Source organism: Roseitalea sp. (assembly GCF_984466335.1).
Window position 1 is genome coordinate 1 of record NZ_CFIFWG010000002.1, and the last position, 19917, is coordinate 19917.

Annotated in this window: 20 protein-coding genes; 14 read left to right on the plus strand and 6 right to left on the minus strand. The window is 65.9% G+C overall.

What is annotated here, in order from left to right:
- From AC5E6L_RS00345 to AC5E6L_RS00355, 3 genes are all read right to left on the minus strand, one after another.
- Positions 1–517: cob(I)yrinic acid a,c-diamide adenosyltransferase (locus AC5E6L_RS00345; RefSeq protein ID WP_491770475.1), on the minus strand; the 517-nt coding region annotated here is incomplete at its 3' end.
- 7 nt (positions 518–524) lie between these two features.
- Positions 525–734 carry a twin transmembrane helix small protein gene (locus AC5E6L_RS00350; RefSeq protein WP_491230716.1) on the minus strand — a complete coding sequence of 70 codons (210 nt, stop codon included), beginning with the start codon at positions 732–734 and terminating at the stop codon, positions 525–527.
- A gap of 28 nt (positions 735–762) precedes the next feature.
- Entirely contained in the window at positions 763–1596 is an 834-nt protein-coding gene (locus tag AC5E6L_RS00355; protein ID WP_491230715.1) for an SDR family oxidoreductase, read from the minus strand.
- Positions 1597–1663: 67 nt separating this feature from the next.
- Here AC5E6L_RS00355 and AC5E6L_RS00360 point away from each other — a divergent pair, with 67 nt between their 5' ends.
- Together AC5E6L_RS00360 and AC5E6L_RS00365 are read left to right on the plus strand one after the other, a co-directional pair.
- Positions 1664–2560 (plus strand): YihY/virulence factor BrkB family protein, encoded by an 897-nt coding sequence (locus AC5E6L_RS00360; RefSeq protein ID WP_491230714.1) that lies wholly within the window; start codon positions 1664–1666, stop codon positions 2558–2560.
- The gene (locus AC5E6L_RS00365; RefSeq protein WP_491230713.1) at positions 2557–2967 is read left to right on the plus strand and encodes a hypothetical protein; all 411 of its coding nucleotides are present in this window, start codon (positions 2557–2559) and stop codon (positions 2965–2967) included. The genes AC5E6L_RS00360 and AC5E6L_RS00365 overlap by 4 nt, the downstream gene beginning before the upstream one ends.
- Before the next feature lie 305 nt (positions 2968–3272).
- Here AC5E6L_RS00365 and AC5E6L_RS00370 read toward each other — a convergent pair whose 3' ends face one another.
- Positions 3273–5246, minus strand: a complete 1974-nt coding sequence (locus tag AC5E6L_RS00370) for an oxidoreductase (protein WP_491770478.1) — start codon at positions 5244–5246, stop codon at positions 3273–3275.
- A 4-nt stretch (positions 5247–5250) separates the two neighbouring features.
- Positions 5251–5985, minus strand: a complete 735-nt coding sequence (locus tag AC5E6L_RS00375) for an SDR family NAD(P)-dependent oxidoreductase (protein ID WP_491228389.1) — start codon at positions 5983–5985, stop codon at positions 5251–5253.
- A 121-nt stretch (positions 5986–6106) separates the two neighbouring features.
- Between AC5E6L_RS00375 and AC5E6L_RS00380 the strand changes: the two genes are divergently transcribed.
- The 12 genes from AC5E6L_RS00380 to AC5E6L_RS00435 all read left to right on the plus strand — a co-directional run bounded on the left by AC5E6L_RS00380 (position 6107) and on the right by AC5E6L_RS00435 (position 19103).
- On the plus strand, positions 6107–7702 hold the full coding sequence (locus AC5E6L_RS00380; RefSeq protein ID WP_491770481.1) for a GMC family oxidoreductase: 1596 nt from the start codon (positions 6107–6109) through the stop codon (positions 7700–7702).
- Positions 7703–7790: 88 nt separating this feature from the next.
- On the plus strand, positions 7791–8828 hold the full coding sequence (locus AC5E6L_RS00385) for a TauD/TfdA family dioxygenase (RefSeq protein WP_491770483.1): 1038 nt from the start codon (positions 7791–7793) through the stop codon (positions 8826–8828).
- A complete protein-coding gene (locus AC5E6L_RS00390) occupies positions 8825–9577 on the plus strand; it encodes a DUF2848 family protein (RefSeq protein WP_491228387.1) in 753 nt (250 codons plus the stop codon). Before AC5E6L_RS00385 ends, AC5E6L_RS00390 begins: the two co-directional genes overlap by 4 nt.
- 38 nt (positions 9578–9615) lie before the next feature.
- Positions 9616–11190: an ABC transporter substrate-binding protein gene (locus AC5E6L_RS00395; protein ID WP_491770485.1), complete on the plus strand. Its 1575-nt coding sequence runs from the start codon at positions 9616–9618 to the stop codon at positions 11188–11190.
- Positions 11191–11227: 37 nt separating this feature from the next.
- Positions 11228–12241, plus strand: a complete 1014-nt coding sequence (locus tag AC5E6L_RS00400; protein ID WP_491228385.1) for an ABC transporter permease — start codon at positions 11228–11230, stop codon at positions 12239–12241.
- Positions 12241–13131 (plus strand): ABC transporter permease, encoded by an 891-nt coding sequence (locus tag AC5E6L_RS00405; RefSeq protein ID WP_491770488.1) that lies wholly within the window; start codon positions 12241–12243, stop codon positions 13129–13131. The genes AC5E6L_RS00400 and AC5E6L_RS00405 overlap by 1 nt, the downstream gene beginning before the upstream one ends.
- Entirely contained in the window at positions 13128–14147 is a 1020-nt protein-coding gene (locus AC5E6L_RS00410; RefSeq protein WP_491770490.1) for an ABC transporter ATP-binding protein, read from the plus strand. The genes AC5E6L_RS00405 and AC5E6L_RS00410 overlap by 4 nt, the downstream gene beginning before the upstream one ends.
- Positions 14144–15130, plus strand: a complete 987-nt coding sequence (locus tag AC5E6L_RS00415; RefSeq protein ID WP_491770492.1) for an ABC transporter ATP-binding protein — start codon at positions 14144–14146, stop codon at positions 15128–15130. Before AC5E6L_RS00410 ends, AC5E6L_RS00415 begins: the two co-directional genes overlap by 4 nt.
- Positions 15127–17109, plus strand: coding sequence for an oxidoreductase (locus AC5E6L_RS00420; protein WP_491770494.1), 1983 nt, complete (start codon positions 15127–15129; stop codon positions 17107–17109). Before AC5E6L_RS00415 ends, AC5E6L_RS00420 begins: the two co-directional genes overlap by 4 nt.
- Positions 17110–17291: 182 nt before the next feature.
- Positions 17292–17708 (plus strand): carboxymuconolactone decarboxylase family protein, encoded by a 417-nt coding sequence (locus tag AC5E6L_RS00425; protein WP_491228380.1) that lies wholly within the window; start codon positions 17292–17294, stop codon positions 17706–17708.
- A gap of 58 nt (positions 17709–17766) precedes the next feature.
- Positions 17767–18192: a hypothetical protein gene (locus AC5E6L_RS00430; protein WP_491770497.1), complete on the plus strand. Its 426-nt coding sequence runs from the start codon at positions 17767–17769 to the stop codon at positions 18190–18192.
- Positions 18193–18194: 2 nt separating this feature from the next.
- On the plus strand, positions 18195–19103 hold the full coding sequence (locus AC5E6L_RS00435; protein ID WP_491770534.1) for a DMT family transporter: 909 nt from the start codon (positions 18195–18197) through the stop codon (positions 19101–19103).
- 47 nt (positions 19104–19150) lie between these two features.
- On the opposite strand, the gene AC5E6L_RS00440 is transcribed toward AC5E6L_RS00435, so the two are convergent.
- The gene (locus tag AC5E6L_RS00440) at positions 19151–19882 is read right to left on the minus strand and encodes an SDR family NAD(P)-dependent oxidoreductase (protein WP_491228376.1); all 732 of its coding nucleotides are present in this window, start codon (positions 19880–19882) and stop codon (positions 19151–19153) included.
- Between the last annotated feature and the right edge of the window lie 35 nt (positions 19883–19917).

Consider the following 19917-nt stretch of genomic DNA (forward strand, 5'->3'; position numbering starts at 1 on the left):
CGGCGACGAACAGGAGATCGGACAGGCGGTTCATGTAGCGCAGCGCCGCCGGATTGACGTGTTCGCCCGGCTTTTCGGCCAGTTCGACCATGTCGCGCTCGGCGCGCCGGGCCACCGTGCGCGCCAGGTGCAGCGCGGCCGCGGCCGCCGAGCCGCCCGGCAGCACGAAGGAACGCAGCGGCTTGAGCCCGGCGTTGAGCGCATCGATGTCCGCCTCGATCCGCGACACCTGCGCATCGGTGACGCGCAGCGGCTCATAGTCGGGCTTGCGCTCGGTTTCGGGCGTCGCCAGATCGGCGCCCAGATCGAACAGATCGTTCTGGATGCGCGCCAGCATGCGGTCGAGATCGGCGTCGGACGCCGTTTGCAGCCGGGCCAGCCCGATACAGGCATTGGTCTCGTCGACGGTGCCGTAGGCGGCGACGCGCCCGTCATATTTGAGCCGCCGCTCGCCGGTGCCCAGCCCCGTCGTGCCGTCATCGCCGGTCTTGGTGTAGATCTTGTTCAGAACGACCATCGGCCCCTTATCCCGTTCCACCGCTGCCCTGGCGGGCAAGATAGACGACCAGCACGATCAGCACCACAGCCACGAATTGCAGGAACACGCGCGCCTGCATCATCTTGTTCGAGAGGTTGGCATCGCCCTGTTTCATCATGTTGCGCAGGCCGGCCAGCAGCACGGCGAACACGGCGAGCATGACGATGATGGTGATGTAGAACAAAGGTCCCGACATGGCGTTTCCGTTTCGTTTCGGGGTCGATCTAGGCACCGCGCGCCAGAAGCCGATAAAAGAGCCCCGCCGGCAGCAGGCGCTTTCCCGCCGCGCCGAGCCGCGTGCGGGAGGTGACATGATAGTGCGCCTTAGGGCGCGAATCGGTCAAGGCGGCCGAAAGCGCCCTGTAGCATCCCTCAAGGGTCCTGCCGCCATCATCGGCCGTGCCGCCGGCGCGCAGTTGCGCCAGCCGCGACCGATAGCCTTCGGCGTGAACCGATCCCTCGACATCGATGAAGCGCTCGACGAAGGGCAGGCTGTTGGCGGCAAGACGCGAGGGCACCGGGCCGGGCTCGATCAGGCTGACATGAACGCCGGAGCCGACCAGTTCCTGGCGCAGGGTGAGCATAAGCCCTTCGAGCGCGTGCTTGGAGGCGGTGTAGGCGCCCCTGAACGGAACCGGCAGGAAACCGAGCACGGACGAATTGTGGACGATGCGCCCCGCCCCCTGCCCGCGCATCACGGGCACGATGCGTCGCGTCAGATGATGCCAGCCGAACAGGTTCGCCTCGAACTGCACCCGGAGCGCCTCGACCGGCAGGTCCTCGACGGCGCCGGGCTGCGCATGGGCGCCATTGTTGAACAGGGCGTCGATCCGGCCCCCGCTCAGTTCCATGGCGAGCGCGAACCCGGCCTCGATCGAGTCGGGATCGGCGTAGTCCATCCCGACGGCCGCAAGCCCTTCGTCGCGCAGCCGGTCGAGATCGGCCTTCTTGCGCGCGGTGGCGATCACGCGCCAGCCATCCTCGCCGAGCCTTCGGGCGCAATGGGCGCCGATGCCCGACGAACAGCCGGTGATCACGATGGAAGGTTTGCGTGCCATGGGCGCCGTGCCTAGATTTCGGGCGCGCGCTTGCCACAGCGGGCGGGCGGGCGCAACACAAACCGGCATGGCGATGCTCATCAGGCAGTTACTCATCACGCGGCGCGTCCTGCGCGATGCGCTCGGCCACTTCAACGAGACGGACGGCTGGGCGCTGGCAAGTCACGTCGCCCTGTCGATCCTGCTGGCGGTCTTCCCGTTCCTGATCTTCGCGACGACGCTGGCCACCTTCCTGGGCGCGGACCGGTTCGCCGAGACCGCCGTGCACCTGATCTTCGACACCTGGCCCGAGCGGATCGCCGCGCCGATCGCCCGCGAGGTGGAAAACGTGCTGACCGTGCCGCGCGGCGGCCTGCTGACCGTCTCGGTGATCGCTGCGGCGATCTTCGCGTCCAACGGGGTGGAGGCGCTGCGCGTCGCGCTCAACCGCGCCTATCGCGTCACCGAGACCCGCTCGTTCATCGTCATGCGATTGCAGAGCCTGATGTTCGTGATCGTCGCCACGGTCGGCTTCATGGCGATCAGTGTCCTGCTGGTTCTGGCGCCGCTCGCCTACCGGCTTGCCGAGCAATGGCTGCCAGGCATCGAGGCCGTCTCCTTTTCGATCGGTTTCTGGCGCTACGCGGTCGCGCTCGCGGTTCTAGTGGCCGGCCTGTTCGTGGTCCACAAATGGCTTCCCGATGGGCACAGGCGCCTTGCCGCCCTCGTTCCGGGCATCGTGCTGACCATACTGGCCTGGGTTATCGGCGCGAGCCTTTTCGCCGCCTATCTGGAACGCTTTGCGACCTATGTGACGACCTATGCCGGGCTTGCCTCGATCATGATCGCGCTGGTCTTTCTGTACATCGTCTCGGCGATCTTCATCCTGGGCGCCGAAGTGAACGCGGCGATCCTGCGCTATCGGGCGGCCCGCGCCTTCGTCGCGCCCGCACACGGAGCCGCCGCCGGACGGACATCTGAATGATCACGGTTGACGGGACGTTCACCGGGCCGCGCAGATTGCGCCGCGCCCGTTGCCGGTTCGTTAGGAAGCACAACCTAAAATTGCCGAATTGCGTTGCACAGCAGGGTTTCGCCATGCTCGGACACCCAGACGTGGACACATTGCTGATTGTCGGCCTGCTCATGGGAGCGGGTGGCTTCTTCGGCGGCATTGCGATGAATGGTGTGCTCGAAGACAGCGGATTCGGCGTGGTCGGCAACATGTTGATCCTGATCGCCGGCGCCGTTGTCGGCATGAAGCTCGGCGCAATGGTCCCCCTGCCGTTCGAGGCTCCGGTCGCCGATGCGGTACGCGCCATCACCGGCGCCTTCCTCTGCCTGTCGCTCCTGGCCGTCGCCAAGAACGTGCTGCGCCGTTTCGGGCCTTAGAGCGGTTTGTCTTTGGCTGGAATCGCCTGAGCGCCGGGATTTTGTGATCTGGCAAGGCGCGCGGGACGACGCGGTGCGGGCACCGCAAGGCGCGCGCAACGCCGTCCAGAACGCAAAAGACCAAGCGCGGGCGATGTGCGGCTATCATGTGATTTCAATGTGTTGCCGGCCTCCGGCTTGGACGTCTTTTCCGCCGCCGGCGTCGTCAAAAGCCTCGCGCGATCGTCGGATCGCGCCGCGGTGTTTTCCGCGCCGCGGCGAAAAACCCTGTCCATCAATCCGCTCCCATCCAAAGACAAGCCGCTCTAAAGGCCCCGCGCCGCCTCGTGCCCCTCGAACACCGCTTCGAGCGCGGTACGCGCCGATTGGCAATCTCCGACGGCGAAGGTGCGGGGCCGTTCGCTGTCCGTTGCGGCGTCTTTGGGCATTCTGGGTCGCGCGGCCAGCGGCGCGATCACGCTGTCGGCCGCCAGGCGCTCGCCGCCAATGCCGAGCGACAGGTCGGTCAGGTACACCGTGCCGTCCCTGAAATCGGCCAGCGCCTGCCCCTGGATCACGCGCACGCGCTTGTCGTACAGGCGCTTTCGCATGGCAAAGCCGCTATACATGCTGATGGTCCATCCAGGGGCGCCGGCGGGCGAAACCAGCGTTACCGATTTGCCCAGATCCGCCAGCCATTCGGCGACCGAGACGACCGACCACGTGCCCAGCATATCGACCAGGGTGACGTTGCGCCCCAGCGCGTCCGGATCGTCGAGACTTGCCTCAAGCGTCAGTGTCCGCAGGCCGGACGGCAGGGTCTGCGCGCGCGGCGCCGCGCCCGTGGCATAGACAACGGCGTCAAATCTCCGGGCGGCGTCGGCGCCTGCTTCAAAACCCAGGCGCACCGATACGCCGGCCCTGTCGATCCGGGCTTTCTGCGAGTCGAGCAAAGCGCCGAATTCACGGCGCTGGGGCATTCGTGCGGCCCACAGCAGCGATCCGCCGAGCGTGTCGCTTCGTTCGGCCAATGTGACATCATGGCCAAGTTCGGCCGCTGTCGCGGCGGCTTCCATGCCGCCGGGCCCGCCGCCGACGACCAGCACGCGCCGGGCCCGGCCGGTGCGCGTCGACGGTTTGGGCGCGGGCCATTGCGCCTCGCGCCCCGCCGCGGGGTTGCTGAGACACGTGATCGCAAGGTTGAGCGCCAGCATCCCCGCGCAGCCCTGATTGTACCCGATGCATGGCGTGGTTTCCTCTTCCCGCCCCTTGCGCGCCTTGGCGACGATGGCCGGGTCGGCGATATGCGCGCGCGCCATGCCGACCATATCGGTGGCGCCCGTGGCCAGCATCTCCTCGGCCTGGGCAATGCGCTGATACCGGCAAACCGTCATGATGGCCGGCTTGCGGGCCATGCCGTCCAGCGCGGCCGAGATCGCGTGGGTCAGAGGCTGAAAGTCCTGGAGCCTGAAAGCCATGTCGGCCATCTGGGTCGAGACGGTGTAGCTTCCGTGATAGGCCGAGTGGGACACGTTGACGAAGTCGACCTGAACCGCGTCGACGAGATGACGGACAATGCCCGTCATGTCGTCGAGCGTCAGCCCGCCGGGCAGATATTCGTCCGCGCTGATCCTGATGCCCAATGTGCGGTCCGCGCCGATCCTCTGACGCACCGCGCGCAGCGTGCCGAGCGGGAACCTCAGCCGGTTTTCGAGGGTGCCGCCAAACGCATCGGTCCGCCGGTTCGACGCCGGCGACAGGAACTGTTGCAGCAGGTGACCGTGCGACATGGTTAGTTCGATCCCGTCGAGGCCGGCATCGATCAGATTGGCGGCCACGTCCGCATGGGCCGTCGTGACCAGCGTGATCTCCTCCCTTGTCATCGGGTGCGGCGGCGGGGCGGCCGCGGTCCAGGGGATGTCGGAAGCCGACCAAGCCGGGGTGCGGGCGTAGTTGCCGTCGATATGGCGGCCCAGATGGATGATCTGGCCAAACAGCCTGCCGCCTTCCGCGCGCACGGCGTCGGCTATGCGGGCGAAGCGCGGCATGCAGGCGGCATCGAACCCGTTCACTCCCTGTTGCCGCCCAAGGCTTGAGCGATGGACGCGGATGCCCTCGAAGATGCTCAGCCCCGCGCCGCCCGCGGCCCGCGCCCGATGGTAGGCGAGATGCCGTTCCGAAGGCATGTTGTTTTCGCCATAGTTGGTGGTGTGCGCGGGGACGGCGATCCGGTTGCGGACCGTGGTCGCGCCGATGGTCAGCGGGGTGAAGACATGCGGGTAGCGGGGGTGAGGGGCCATCGGGTCAGTCCATCCTCAGCCCGCCATTGACCGCCAGAACCGCCCCTGTAGTGAACCCGGCGTCCCGGCTCAGAAGATAGGATACCGCGGCGGCGATCTCGTGCGGTTGGCCCATGCGCTTGAGCGGGGCCGACGCCGAAATCGCCGCTTTGCCTTCGGGCCCATGGGCCGTCAGCATCGGTGTTTCGACGGCACCGGGCGCGACGCAGTTGACCGTGATGGCGCGCGGCGCCAGTTCCTGGGCCATCGATTTCGTCAGGGACTCGATGCCGCCCTTGCTGGCGGCGTAGGCCGTGCCCGTGAGGACGCCGCCGGTGCGCCCGGCCAGCGAGCCAATGGTCACGATGCGCCCACCGTCGGCCATCCATGCGTGCGCGGCCAGACAGCACAGAAACGGGCCGGTCAGGTTCACGGCGATGACCTCTTCCCAGCGGGGCGGATCGAGATCGGCAAGCTTGCCGTTGTCGACGACACCGGCGGCGAGGACCAGGCCGTAGAGCGAAGGCGTTGCGCGTCTTGCCTGCGCAAACGCGGCGGCGACCGATGCGCCGTCGGCCAGGTCGATCGCAAGGGCCTGTCCGCCGGTTTCGGACGCTGCCGCATCCAGCGCGTCCCCGGCGCGGTCCATGAGCAGCAGCGGCGCAAAGCCATCCGCACCTGCCCGCCGCGCGATCGCGCCGCCGATGCCGCCGGCCGCCCCCACAATCGCGACCGCGCCATTGGTGATTGTGCCTGTCATTGTTTTTCCTGTGTGCGGTTGCGCAGGGCCGAGTCCCGGTCCCGGTGTCTGAAATCGTTTGTTCCGCCCCCGTGTCTGTAATTATTATGCCATAAATCTGTATTTTTGAAAGGACAGATATATGGTCGCCCTTGAATGTGATGTCTTGCTCGTCGGAGCGGGCGCCGGGGGTGCTGCGGCGGCCTGGCGTCTGGCGCACCATGGATTTTCAGTGACTTGCCTGGAGCGGGGCGGCTGGATCGACGCCGCCTCCTCGCCTTCCTCGGACGATGACTGGGAGGTGGCCCGTCAGCGCGGCTGGAATCCGAATCCGAACCGGCGCCGCGGCGCCCATGACGATCCCGTTGACGACACAGACAGTGAAATCAAGCCTTTGTTCTTCAACGGTGTGGGCGGCAGCACGGTTCTCTGGTCGTGTCATTTCCCACGCTTTCACCCCTCGGACTTCCGAACGCGCAGCTTGGACGGTGTCGGCGACGACTGGCCGCTGAGCTATGACGAACTGGCGCCTTACTACGATCTGAACGAGGCGATGATGGGCGTTGCGGGCCTGCCCGGAAATCCAGCCTATCCGCCCTCCGGCGCTGCGCGCCTGCCCCCTGTCGGATTGTCGCCGGGGGCACGGCGCATGGCCGCGGCCTTCAACCGCGCCGGCCTTTCCTGGTGGCCCGGTGACATTGCCTTGAACACCGGGGCGCCGGGCAACGGCATGGGCCGATGCAACAATTGCGGCCCGTGCGAACTGCATTGCCCGCGCCGCGCCAAGGCGGCGACCGATTTGAACTATTGGCCCGCGGCCATCGAGGCCGGTGCGCGCCTCGTCACCGGCGCGCGCGTGACGGACATCTTGACATCCCCGCAGGGAGCCGTGCGCGGCGTCGTCTGGCTCGACGAGGGCGGCAACGGTCACCGGGCGTCGGCGCCCATTGTCATGGTCGCCGCCAACGGGATCGGCACGCCCCGCCTGCTGCTCAACGCGCCGGGCGCAGCCAGGATGAACCGCAGCGCACTGGTGGGCCGCCGGCTGATGCTGCATCCGCTCGCGCGGGTGACCGGGCTGTTCGAGGCGCCCATGGACGGCCACCGGGGGATCGCGGCCGGATCGCTTGTCAGCCATCATTTCTATGAGACCGATCCGGCGCGCGGCTTCAAGCGCGGGGTCAAGCTGCAGGCGCTGGGCACGCACGGCCCCGCGCTTACTGCGCTGGGATCGCTGGGCCGGCGCGCGCGCTGGGGGCGCCGGCACCATGCCGACTTCGCCGCAATGTTCGGCCACGGCTACAGCCTGTCCGTCTGCGCCGAAGACATGCCCGACCCGGAAAACCGCATCACCTTGTCCGACCGCCTGGCCGGATCGGACGGCCTGCCCGCCGCGCGCATGGTCTATCGCATCCCTGCCGAAGCGAAGAAGGCACTGGATTTTGGCCGTTCTCACGCACGCGCCATCATGCGCGCCGCGGGCGCCCATGACCTCATCGAGATGGAAACCGTCTCCGAGGCCGGGTTCCATCTGATGGGCACGGCGCGGATGGGCGACGATCCAGAAACCTCGGTTCTCGACAAATGGTGCCAGGCGCATGATCTGCCCGGACTGTTCGTAACGGACGGATCGGCGTTCGTGACGGCGGCGGCGGCCAATCCGACCAATACGCTTCAGGCGCTGGCATTGCGGGCGGCAGACCGGATCGCGGCGACCCGGCGCGGGCGCTCGTCCTGACGGTTTCATCGTAAAGACCAAAAATTTGTATTTATTTAAAACAGAAAATCGGTATTGTCCTGTCAATCGATGCCAAGGGAGCCTTGACGTGCAGCCATCTGACAGCCTCGAACCGGCCCTGTCCGTGCCACAGATACCGGCAACGGACCCCCTTGCGAGAATGTGGCGGCGCGAGGACGTGTCCGCCGGCGACGCCTTGCTGTTTCATCGACTGTCCGATGCGGCGGTGGGCGAGATCGAGACGGGTGTCGCCTTCGCGCATGCCAACGGCCTGACCGCCGATACGGTCGAGCAGCAGGATTTCCGCGTGCCGTCCTTTGCCCGCAAGGTGCCCGATCTGCGCAGCCGGCTGGACGCGGGCCGTGGCTTTTTCGTCTTGCGCGGCATCGGCGCGGAACGTTGGACGGAGGCCGAGGCCGAGCTGGTTGCCTGGGCGCTGTGCAATTATCTGGGGCAGCCGATCCGCCAGGGAATAGGCCGTGATCGCCGGTTCTTCACCGTCAGCGACAAGGGGGCCGCAAACACCGATCCGACCCGTATCGGCGCCAGCGCCAAACGTTCGGCCAAGCATTCCGACAATGGCTGCCTGGAGCCTCGTCCCCCCTGCTATCTGGCGCTCTACTGCTACCGTTCGGCCGCCCAGGGCGGCGACAGCACCATCGTTTCGGCACGCAGCGTGTATGAGGCGATCAGGGCCGAACGCCCCGATCTGTTGCCGCTCTATTTCGATACATACCATTTCCGCGCGCCCCAGGCCCATGTCTGGCCCTCGCGCGGGCCCACGGTCCGCAAGCCGATCCTTGAGGTGCGTCACGGCGAACTGCGCATCCACTATGCCCGGATCATGATCGAGCCGGGCATGGAAATGGCCGGAACGCCCCTGTCCGACCGCCAGCGCGAAGCCTTGGACTATCTCGACGGCGTTCTCGACCGGCCCGAAATCAACTTTCGCTACACGCTCAGGCCCGGCGAGTGCCTCGTGATGAACAATCTTGTCGCCCTGCACGGACGTGAGGCGTTCGGCGCGGGATCGGGCGGCCGCACGCTCAAGCGGTTCTGGATGTGGCGGCGACATGTCGGTGCGGGCGTCGACCCGGTTGCGCTCGATCTGGAGGAGTTCGCATGACCCATACGCTCGACGTTTCGGTTCAGGCCGCTGACGGCACGTTGCGGCTGGCCCGCTTCAAGACGCGGCGCATGTACAATTTCGGGTCCGCCACGCGCGATCCCGACACCGCGGTCGCCCATCAGCAGGAGGTGGCCAAATCGGGTATCCATATCGCCTTTGACGTGCCCGCGCCGCGGATTTATCCCATAGCGCTGCATGCGCTGACGACCGATCCGTCGCTGTTTGTGCAGACCGACCGGACGTCCGGCGAGGTCGAGATCGTGCTGCACATGGCCGACCGCCTCTATGTCGGGGTCGGGTCGGACCATACCGACCGGGCCATGGAAACGGTGTCGATCCCCGGATCGAAGCAAGCCTGCGCCAATCATGTGGCGTCTGTCTTCTGGCCCTATGAGGAAATGCGCGACGACTGGGACCAGTGCGTCATGCGCAGTTGGGTCGACGGACGGCTCTATCAGGAGGTGGGCGTTGATGCGTTCATACCGCCGCACGACATCATCGCCCTGCTGCGCGAGCGCGTGGACAACGTGCCCGAGCGGGACTTCACGGTTTTCTGCGGCACGATCGTCAGCGTCGACAAGGCGCTCGGTTTCGGGACGCAATGGAAATACGAGATGGAGGCTCCGGCGACGGGACGCAGCATCGGAGCCAGCTATCGCGTGGTCGATATCCTGTCGGAGGTGAAGCCCGGCTTCCGGGTCCCGTTCTTCAATCCACGCAAGAAGGTTTCGGCCCAAACGGGCTGAGACCGGCAACAGCACGGTTCAGCAAGGGAGATCGACAGATGAAATTGACCGGAAAGCTATTGGCCCTGTCGGCCGGCGTCCTACTCTCCATGACGGCGATGTCGGATGCGACAAAGGCCGAGACCATGATCATCGCATCTCCGCAGGTGCCCGAAGGGTTCGATGGCGACGCGCTGAAGGCGCACACGCAGAACGTGGTGACGCAGGTCTACGAGAACCTCGTCAAATACGGCACGATGGAGGTTGACGGCGTCACCGTGCTGAACCCCAACGATCTGCGGCCGCATCTGGCCGAAAGCTGGACGACGTCCGAAGACGGCAGGACCTGGGTCTTCAAGCTGCGCGAGGGCGTCATGAGCCCTTACGGCAACGAGATGACCGCCGCCGACGTGGAATGGGGCTGGGCCAAGTCCAAGGACCAGAAGCGCACCGGCAACTTCATTGCGCGGGTCTCCAACGTCGAGAGCGTGAAGGCGATCTCCAGATACGAGGTCGAATTCACCCTGTCCGCGCCGTCGGCCATCTTCCTGAGCGCGCTGACGCTCTATGTCCCGGCGATCTACGACACGACCGAGGTCAAGAAGCACGCCACCGAAGATGACCCCTGGGCGCTTGAGTGGATGCAGTCCAACACGGCCGGTTTCGGCGCCTATCATCTGGAGCGGCTGCGCCCGGACGATCAGGCCGTGTTCGTCGCCAATCCCAACTATTTCGGGGAGCAGCCCTACTACGACCGCGTGATCTACAAGGAGATCCCGTCGGAGGCCAGCCGTGTAACCCTGCTGAAGGCGGGACAGGTCCAGTGGATCGACCGTCCGTCCATTCAAAAGGTCGTGGACATGCAGGCCGATGAGGACGTCAAGGTGCAGCGCGCGACCAGCCGGTCGGTTGCCGCGGTCCGGATGAACCCCTCATGCGAGCTCTTCTCGGACAAGCGCGTTCGCCAGGCGTTCAACTACGCCATCGACAAGGATGCGCTGAACGAAGCGGTGTTCGCCGGTCAGGCCGATATCGCCAGGTCGATCGTCTCTCCGATCATTGCGGGCAGCGACCAGGACCATTTCGCCTACGATTTCGATCGGCAAAGGGCCGCGGCGCTGCTCGCCGAAGCGGGCTATCCGGACGGCATCGGCGAGCCGGTCGAATTGCTCTATGCCGATGCCTTCTGGCATCAGGAGCCGGTGGCGATCCAGGCCGCCGATATGTTGAGGCAGGCAGGCATCAATGCCGTTCCCACCCGCGTCACATCGTCGGAAATGCGCGCCCGCGCCGCCCCGGCCGTGCAGGACATGTGCTTGTTTGCCTGGGAAGACGGGCCGATCGTCCTGGATGCCGTCTATACGATGTTCCTGATGGCGCATTCCGGGGGCGTTTCGAACCGGGCGCGATACAACAATCCCGATCTGGACGCATTGATCGACGAGGCACGCCAGGAGCTTGATCCCGAACGGCGCTTTGCGCTGATCGACGAGGCGCAGAAGATCTGGGCCGATGACGCGCCCTGGATTTTGCTGACCTATCCCGCCACGTTCGAGGCCATGGCGCCCAATGTTTCCGGCTGGGTCTACTATCCCGACGAGCACGAGCGCTGGCGCGAACTGCGCGGCGACTGATCGCCGGGCTGCCCCTGCAAGCGGAGATTGGAACACCGTGAGCTTTCAACGCTTCCTGTTGCGGCGCGCGATCATGGTCGTGCCGCTCATGATCGGGGTGGTGTTCGTCACCTTCATGCTGGTTCGCATCGGCGGTCTGGACCCCGTGGGGCGGCTGGCCGGCCCAACGGCCACCCAGGCCGAGTTCGATGCGATCCGCGAAAGCCTGGGGCTGGACAAGTCGCTTTGGCAACAGTTTGCGATCTATATGGGCAACGTCCTGCGGGGCGATCTGGGCGAAAGCTGGCTGTCGAACCGCCCGGTGCTGGACGACATCAGGGAGCGCGCGGTCATCTCGCTGGAGCTGCTGTTCTGGGGCGTCGGGATCGGCGCGCTGATAGGGGTCCCGGTCGGGCTGCGCGCCGCGTTCCGGCCGAACGGTCGCTTCGATCAGTTCACGCGGGTGCTGTCGCTGCTGGGCTTTTCGATCCCGACATACTGGCTCGCCCTCGTGATGATATTCGTTTTCTTCTATCTGCTTGGCTGGGCGCCGCCGGCGATCGGGCGGATGAGCCTTCTGGTCACCCCGCCCGATCCGATTACCGGCTCCTATCTGATCGATGGGCTGCTGACCGCCCATTGGGAGGCGGCCTGGTCTGCCGCATCGCATCTGGTGCTGCCCGTGATTTGCCTGGCCATCGTATCGGCCGCGCCGATCATCAAGCAGACGCGCGCCATCGCGATCGAGGTGCTGTCGTCGGACGCGGTGCGTTATGCCCATGCCTGCGGCTTGCCGGAACCCACCGTGCGCAAGCTGGTGCTGCGCAACAGCGCCGTGCCCGTCCTGACCTTCGTCGGCACCGAACTGACGGGGCTGGTCGGCACGATGTCGCTGATCGAGTTCGTCTTTGCCTGGGGCGGGCTCGGACAATACGGGCTCAACGCCATCATCAGCGGCGATTTCACCGCCGTGCAGGGCTATGTGCTGACCCTGGCGCTGTTCTCGGTTCTGGTGTTCATCGCCATCGACATCACCGTTCATCTGATCGAACCGCGTTCGGAGCTGTCGTGATGGCCGCCTCGCAAGCCGATCTCGTCGTGCGTTCCCCCTTTTCGGCGCTCTGGAATCGCTTGGTCGGCACCGTGCGGTTGAGCCCGACCGCCGCGGTTGGTCTGTTCATCATCGTCGTTTTTGCGCTGCTGGCGCTTTTCGCCCCCTTGATCATGCCGCACGATCCTGTGGCGGCCTATACCGACCGCGTGCTGCAATCGCCTTCCGCCGCGCACTGGTTTGGCACCGACGGCAACGGCATGGATGTCTTCAGCCGCGTGGTCTATGGCGCGCGGTTCGGTTTCGGCATCGCGATCCCCGCTGTCGCGCTCTCCCTGGTGATCGGAATTCCGGTGGGACTGATCGCGGGCTATCGCGGCGGATACCTCGATGAGGTGCTGATGCGGTTTTTCGACGGGCTGCGCGTCTTTCCATCGATCATCCTGGCCCTTGCCGTGGTCGCCGCGACCGGCCAGTCGCTGTTCAACGTCGTTCTCGTTCTGGGGTTGCTGGACAGTCCGGTCTTCGTCCGCCTCGTGCGCGCCGAGGTCCTTGCGCTTCGATCGTCCAACTTCGTCGAAAGCGCGGTTGCGGCGGGCAATCCGACGTGGCGCATCCTGTTCGTGCATCTTCTGCCCAACGCCATCCAGGGCGCCATGGCGCAGACCGCCGTGCGCGCCGCCTGGGCCGTGCGCATTTCCGCCACGCTGGCCTTCCTGGGCGTGGGCATTCAGGCACCCACGCCCGAATGGGGCGCAATGATCCGGCAGGGGGCCGAGTTCATGGTGTCGGGCCAATGGTGGGTCGCGGTCTATCCCGGTTTGGCGCTGATCGTCATGGTGTTCGGGCTCAACATGTTTGGCGATGGATTGCAGGATCTGATGGACCCGCGCCGGAGAGCGGCGAAATGACCCTTCTGGCGGTGAAGGACCTGCACACCCACTTCGTCTCGCGCGATACGGACAACCGCGTGCGCGTCGCAAAGGCGCTCAACGGCGTGTCCTTCTCACTCGATGCCGGGCGCATCCTGGGCATTGTGGGCGAAACCGGCGCGGGCAAGTCCCTGACGGCGCAATCGGTCGTGGGCCTGTTGCGTCCGCCGGCCAGGATCGTTGCGGGGTCCGTGGCGTTCGAAGGGCGCGAGTTGACCACCATGTCCGCCGCCGAACTGAACGGCATGCGCGGCGGCGAGATCGCGATGGTGGTGCAGAACCCGCGCACCTCGCTCGATCCGTTGACCCGTGTCGGCGATCAGCTGGTGCGACTGCATCGGGTCCACACCGGCGGACCGCGCGCGGTATCGCAGCGACGCGCGCTTGAGATGATGGAAGCGGTCGGCATCCCCGATCCGGTCAGCCGCGCGCGATCCTGGCCGCACGAACTGTCCGGCGGCATGGCGCAACGGATCTTGCTGGCCATGGCCCTGATGAACGGCCCCAAACTGCTGATCGCGGACGAGCCGACGACCGGGCTCGATGTTACCGTTCAGGCCCAGATTCTCGATCTGCTGCGCGATCTGACGGCGCAGTTCAACATGGCGACCATGATGATCACCCACGATCTTGGGGTGGTGGCGCATTTTTGCGACGACATCGCGGTGATGTTCGCCGGCAGCATCGTGGAAAGCGGGCCCGTGCGCGACGTCTTCACCGGGCCGGAGCACCCCTATACGCGCAACCTGATCAGCGCCACGCCGGAGCGGTTTCGCATGGGCGAAAAGCGGATCTCGGGCGGACAGCCGCCCGATCTGTACAATCTGCCGCCGGGCTGCGCGCTGCAATCGCGGTGCGCCCATACGACCGATATGTGCGCGGCGACCGTGCCCAACATCGAGGTCGCGCCCGGCCATCTGGCACTGTGCCACTTCGCCGGGCAACTGGCCGAAAACGAGCCCGTCAAAGACCAAACGGCGAGGCGGCGGGCATGACGCAGCCGATCTTGACCGTACGCGGCCTGTGCAAGCGGTTCCCGGTTGGAGGCGACCGGTTCGTCAACGCCGTCAACCGTGTCGACCTGTCGATCGCGCCCGGCGAAACGCTCGGCATGGTCGGCGAATCGGGCTCGGGCAAGTCCACGCTGGGCCGCATCATTTTGCGCCTTTGCGAACCGACGCAAGGCAGCATCCGATTTGACGGGCAGGACATCACCATGCTGCCGAAAGGGCGCGTGCGCCCACTGCGCCGCGACATGCAGATGGTGTTTCAGGACCCGTGGAGCGCCCTGAACCCGCGCATGCGCATCCGCGATCTGATCGGTGAGCCGCTCAAACTGCATATGCGCCTGTCACGATCCGAACGCGACGACCGCATCGAAGCCCTGGCGCGCCGGGTCAGCCTGAGCAGCGCCTGCCTGAACCGGACGCCGTCCAACCTTTCAGGCGGGCAATTGCAGCGCGTGTGCATCGCGCGTGCCATCGCCACCGACCCCAAGCTGATCGTGCTGGACGAGCCGACGAGCTCGCTCGATCTTTCGGTGCGCGCGGGCATTGTGGAACTGCTGAACGAGATTTGCAGGCAAAGCCGCGCGGCGCTGCTTTTCATCAGTCACGACCTGGGCACGGTGCGGATGATCAGCGACCGGATCGCGGTTCTTTATCTGGGCGAGGTGGTCGAGCAAGGCCGGGCGGAGGCGCTGTTCGGCAGCCCGGCCCACCCCTACACTCAGGCGCTTCTTTCGGCCCACCTGCCGACCGATCCCACCGTGAAGGTCAGCCGTTATGTTCTGGAAGGCGAGGTGCCGTCGCCCATCGCGCTTCCTCCGGGCTGCAAGTTCCACACACGCTGTCCCGTCGCCATCGATCGCTGCCGCAGCATCGTGCCGGACGTTCACAGGGTTTCGACCGGGCAGGATGCGCGTTGCCTGCGCATTCCCGACGGCGGAAACATCTACCACAGGAAGCAGACCGCATGAGCGCCTATCCCATTCTCGGAAGTTCCATGAAGCTGGGTCCGAAAACGGCGAGAAACCGGATCTGGATGACCGCCCATGCGACGCTTCTGGTCAAGGATCATCTGTTTACGGATGCCCACATCGCCTATTACGCGACGCGCGCCAGGGGAGGGGCGGCCGTCATCACGATGGAGGCGATGGCCTCCCATCCCACCACCCAGCCCTACAAGGGCAAGGCGTTCGCCTTCGATCCGCGCATGGTGCCCGAATACCGCAAGCTGGCCGATGCGGTGCACGCACACGGCACGCTGTTGCTGGCGCAGCCCTGGCATAGGGGGCGTCAGACCAATTCGGTGACCAACGGTCTGCCGGTCTGGGCGCCGTCGGCCATTCCGTGCGGCGTCTACCGCGAAATGCCCCATGTGATGACGGGCAAGGACATTGCCGAGATCGTCGAAGGCTATCGGCTTTCGGCGCGTTATGCGCGCCAGGGCGGGCTCGACGGCGTCGAAGTGCACGGGATGTCCCATGGCTATCTTCTCAACCAGTTCCTGTCGCCGGCGACCAATATGCGCAGCGATGCCTATGGCGGCACGCTGGAAGACCGGATGCGGATCGTCATCGAGATTCTCGATGCCAGCAGGCAGGAGCTGGGTCCCGACATGATCATGGGCATGCGCCTGAACTCCGATGACGGACACGAGGGCGGGCTGCGGCCCGACGACTGGGCCGATCTTGCCGCGCGCTTCGAGGCGACGGGCCTGATCGACTACATTTCGTTGTCGCACGGCACCTACATCGATCGGATGCTGATCTATCCGACCGCGCCCGAAGAGCACGGCTTCCAGCTCGATGCGACCGCGACGGTGAAGGCGAGGCTGAAGCTGCCCGTTGTGGGCGTCGGACGCATTGTCGATCCGGGCGAAGCCGAAGGCTATCTGGCCGACGGCAAGTGCGACTTCGTCGGCATGGCGCGCGCGCTCGTCTCCGATGCGCGCTGGGGCGAAAAGGCGCTGTCCGGCAAGGCAAGGAAAATCCGCCCCTGCGTCGGGGCCAACTGGTGCATGTCGACGATTTTCGCCCAGGCACCCATCGGCTGCATCCACAACCCGTCCGCCGGTCGCGAACTGGAGCTGGATGAAGAGGCGGTGCCCCCCGCCGAAACGCCCAGGAGCGTCGCCGTCGTCGGCGGCGGCCCGGGCGGCATGCGCGCGGCGTGGACGCTGGCGCGGCGCGGTCATGCGGTGACGCTTTTCGAGGCGCGGGCGCAGCTTGGCGGCCAGGTGCGCTGGTGGGCCAAGGCCGACAGCCGCGCCGAACTGGTCGGAATCGTCGGCTGGCTGGAAGCGCAGCTTGCCGAGGAGGATGTCGAGATCCGCCTCCGGACCAGGGCCTCGGTCGATGATCTGGCAGGGTTCGAGGCGGCCGTTATCGCCACCGGTTCGACCGGCCTGCGGCATGGCTGGACCATGCAGCGACCCGAAAAATGGGCCGGCGACCCCTTGCCAGGCGCCGAACTGCCCCATGTCAGCGCCTATACCGAACTTCTGGAGACCGATCCGGACATTGGCGGGCGCGCGCTTGTCTTCGACACGATGGGTGGCCGACAAGGTGCCGTGGTCGCCGAATATCTGGCCCAGCGTGGCGCGCGGGTGTTCTTTGTGACCCAGTTGGGTCAGCCCTCGCCCGACCTGGCCTCGTCGCGCGACTGGGGCAAGGTGCACGGCATGTTGCGCCGGGCGGGCGTGACGTTCCATGTCGATCGCGAACTGACCGTCATCACGCCGGACAGCGTGACCATGCGCGACCTGTTTACCGGCGAGACCGAGACGCTCAAGGACATCGACCGCGTCGTGATGGTCCAGGGCGGCTCGGCCAACGATTCCCTTTTTCATGCGCTTGACGGCAAACTTGAATGCCATCTGATCGGCGATGCCATGTCGGCGCGCCGGGTCAACGACGCCATCAAGGAAGGTGAGCTTGCCGCCCGCACAATCTAGGGCCTTTGGGGGTTCATGATTTGGACAGGGACATGCTCAAAATCAAAGAGTTGGAGCATCTCTCGTGACCCCTGTTCACCCGTAACGCCCCAAGTCTCTGTTTCATCGCGTTTTCGGACGCAAAACCGGTATCCACCCTTGCTGAGAACGCTCTAGCCACCCGACTGAAGAAAGGACTTGCGATGACCCCCGAAGGACAGGCCGAACTCGACAAGATACGTCAAGTGCGGGGCTACACCCTGCCGGTGCACGAATATCTTGCCGCGCTCGATCCGGAGATGCTGCGTCGCTATGGCGAGCTTGCCTCCTACACCTTGTTCGGCGCCGAGCAGGGGCGCCCGATGGACCTCAAGACACGGTTTCTCGTGCTCGTCGGGGTGACCACCGCCGTCAAGGGCGACCGGGAGGGCGTCGAATGGGCCGCCGCACGCGCCGTGCAAAACGGCGCCACCTGGAAGGAAGTCTACGAGGCCGCGTTCATGGCGGCTTTGCCGGCGGGCATCCCGGCATTCGAAGCGTCCTGCCACACCTTCAACAAGATGAAGGCCGGCGACAAATGGGTCGATATCGACGTGCCGGACGAGAATGCCAACACGTGACCGAAACCGCCGATATCGCAATGCGCGGCGACCAGGCTGAAACCGGACGGGCCGGCGCATGACCGATCGCCTGACCCATCTGCTCGATACATTGTTGCCCGGCGATGGCGTCGACTGGCCGGCCGCGGGAAGCGCCGGCATGGCCGCCCGTGTCACCGAACTCGCCAGGGGCGTGCCGGGCGCCTTGGATGCCTTGACCGCAATATTGGACGCCTTGCCGGACGATTTCGGGACGCTGACCCGGACCCGGCGCGAAGGCGTCTTGCGGAGGATCGAGGCGGGCAGGGCGGACCAGTTCGATGCCGTGGTCACGGCGAGCTACAACGCCTACTACACCGATCCCGCGGTCCGCGATGTCATAGAACGTCTCACCGGATACCAGAACCGCCCGCCGCAGCCCTTGGGATATGAGCTTGAACCGTTCGACGAGAGCCTGCTCGATGCGGTCAAGGCGCGCGGCCCGATCTGGAGGCCCGTCGATTGAGCATGACCGGCACCTCGGCGACCCTCGCCCGGCGACCGGTTCTGGGCGTTGCGGCCATGCTGCTGAACACGTTGACGATCCCCTTAATGGGCGTTGTGATCAAAAGGCTGACCGAGATGGATGTCGGCACCCTGGAGATGCTCGCCGTAAGGTCGTGGATCACGCTGGGCCTTCTGCTGCCGCTGCTGTTTCTCTACGACAATATGCGTGCGGTCACGATGGCCGACATGCGTGCCCATGCCGTGCACGCGGCCTTTGCGATCACCACCATGGCCTGCTTCTACTTCGCCCTTCGCACCCTGCCGCTGGTGACCGTGACGGCGATCAACTTCACCACGCCGATCTTCGCCCTGATCTTCGCGCGGCTGCTGTTTGGCGAGCGCGTCGCGCCGCTGGGCTGGGTGGCGCTGATGGTCGGCTTCGGAGGCACGTTGATCGTTCTGCGCCCCGACGCCGGCGGCATCGGCCTGAATTCGCTCGTGGTCCTGTTGGGATCGATAGCGGCCGCGGGCATGAATTTGGCGGTCCGCAGGATGCCCGCCCGCAGCACGAACTATGCGGTGCTGTTCTATTTCAGCCTCGGCGGTGCGCTGGTCTACGGCGCATCGGCGGCACCGGTCATGACCACGCCACAGCCGCAGGAGTGGCCCTGGTTCCTGGTTCTGGCCGCCATCGCGCTGATGGTCCACACCTGCACGACCGTGGCCTATCGGGTGGCCTCCTCGATGCTGATCGGAGCGCTGGATTATGCGCGGATCATCTGGGCGGTGCTCATCGGCTATGTGTTTCTTGCCGAAATGCCCGATCCGCTGGACGGCCTGGGCAGCTTGCTGATCGTGATCAGCGGCGTGATCGTCTTGAAGCTGAGCACCGCCAAAGGCGACGACGCCGGCGCACCTCAGGCCCATTGAGGGCATGGGCCGCGCCGCGGCGATGCGGCGCCGGTCAGAGCCCGTTTCTATTGGGCCAGATAGCCGCCGTCGACGACCAGATCCGATCCCGTCATGAACCCGGACTCATCGCAGGCGAGAAAGACCGCCGCCCCCGCCATGTCGGACGGCACCGCGATGCGCCCGATGGGATGCCTTTCGGCAAGGGCTTTGGTTGCGGCGTCTTCGGAACCGTAGAGCCCGGTCAGCCGCCGTGTCATCACGGCGCCCGGCGACAGCGCGTTGACCCTGATGCCGTCGTCCGCATGGTCGAGCGCCATGGCCCGCGTCAGTTGCAGCAGGCCGCCCTTCGAGGCGCAATAGGCCGCCCGGTTTCTGGCGGCGACGCTGCCCAGTTGCGAGGCCACATTGATGATCGCCCCGCCGCCGGTCTTCCGCATCGATCCGATCACGGACCGGCTGACAATGAAGGCGCCCGTCAGATTGACGTCGATGGTGCGCCGCCATTGCGCGAGCGTCAGATCGGCCGCCGGGGTCGGCGAATTGCCGCCGGCGGCGTTGTTGACGAGGATGTCGATCCGCCCGAAGGCAGCGCGTGCGGCGTTGACCGCTTCTTCCACGGCGGCCTCGTCCGAGACGTCGGCGACCAGGGCAAGGTCGCCGGCCGCATCGGTGTCGATGGCGTTCAGGTCCAGTCGGGCGAGGCGTGCGCCCTCTGCCGCAAATCGGTCCGCGATGGCTCGCCCGATGCCTTGGGCGGCGCCCGTCACCAGTGCCGTCCTGCCCGCGAGCCTGTTCATATCCTGTCTTCCCGCGCGATGGGACCGGTGCGGCG

What these genes read in the sequence shown, in the direction of transcription:
- AC5E6L_RS00365 (WP_491230713.1), top strand. Translation starts at nt 2,557, where the DNA reads ATGATCACGGTTGACGGGACGTTCACCGGGCCGCGCAGATTGCGCCGC.
- AC5E6L_RS00415 (WP_491770492.1), top strand. Translation starts at nt 14,144, where the DNA reads ATGACGCAGCCGATCTTGACCGTACGCGGCCTGTGCAAGCGGTTCCCG.
- AC5E6L_RS00370 (WP_491770478.1), bottom strand. Translation starts at nt 5,246, where the DNA reads ATGGCCCCTCACCCCCGCTACCCGCATGTCTTCACCCCGCTGACCATC.
- AC5E6L_RS00405 (WP_491770488.1), top strand. Translation starts at nt 12,241, where the DNA reads ATGGCCGCCTCGCAAGCCGATCTCGTCGTGCGTTCCCCCTTTTCGGCG.
- AC5E6L_RS00360 (WP_491230714.1), top strand. Translation starts at nt 1,664, where the DNA reads ATGGCGATGCTCATCAGGCAGTTACTCATCACGCGGCGCGTCCTGCGC.
- AC5E6L_RS00390 (WP_491228387.1), top strand. Translation starts at nt 8,825, where the DNA reads ATGACCCATACGCTCGACGTTTCGGTTCAGGCCGCTGACGGCACGTTG.
- AC5E6L_RS00375 (WP_491228389.1), bottom strand. Translation starts at nt 5,985, where the DNA reads ATGACAGGCACAATCACCAATGGCGCGGTCGCGATTGTGGGGGCGGCC.
- AC5E6L_RS00380 (WP_491770481.1), top strand. Translation starts at nt 6,107, where the DNA reads ATGGTCGCCCTTGAATGTGATGTCTTGCTCGTCGGAGCGGGCGCCGGG.
- AC5E6L_RS00430 (WP_491770497.1), top strand. Translation starts at nt 17,767, where the DNA reads ATGACCGATCGCCTGACCCATCTGCTCGATACATTGTTGCCCGGCGAT.
- AC5E6L_RS00395 (WP_491770485.1), top strand. Translation starts at nt 9,616, where the DNA reads ATGAAATTGACCGGAAAGCTATTGGCCCTGTCGGCCGGCGTCCTACTC.
- AC5E6L_RS00420 (WP_491770494.1), top strand. Translation starts at nt 15,127, where the DNA reads ATGAGCGCCTATCCCATTCTCGGAAGTTCCATGAAGCTGGGTCCGAAA.
- AC5E6L_RS00425 (WP_491228380.1), top strand. Translation starts at nt 17,292, where the DNA reads ATGACCCCCGAAGGACAGGCCGAACTCGACAAGATACGTCAAGTGCGG.
- AC5E6L_RS00410 (WP_491770490.1), top strand. Translation starts at nt 13,128, where the DNA reads ATGACCCTTCTGGCGGTGAAGGACCTGCACACCCACTTCGTCTCGCGC.
- AC5E6L_RS00355 (WP_491230715.1), bottom strand. Translation starts at nt 1,596, where the DNA reads ATGGCACGCAAACCTTCCATCGTGATCACCGGCTGTTCGTCGGGCATC.
- AC5E6L_RS00440 (WP_491228376.1), bottom strand. Translation starts at nt 19,882, where the DNA reads ATGAACAGGCTCGCGGGCAGGACGGCACTGGTGACGGGCGCCGCCCAA.
- AC5E6L_RS00350 (WP_491230716.1), bottom strand. Translation starts at nt 734, where the DNA reads ATGTCGGGACCTTTGTTCTACATCACCATCATCGTCATGCTCGCCGTG.
- AC5E6L_RS00435 (WP_491770534.1), top strand. Translation starts at nt 18,195, where the DNA reads ATGACCGGCACCTCGGCGACCCTCGCCCGGCGACCGGTTCTGGGCGTT.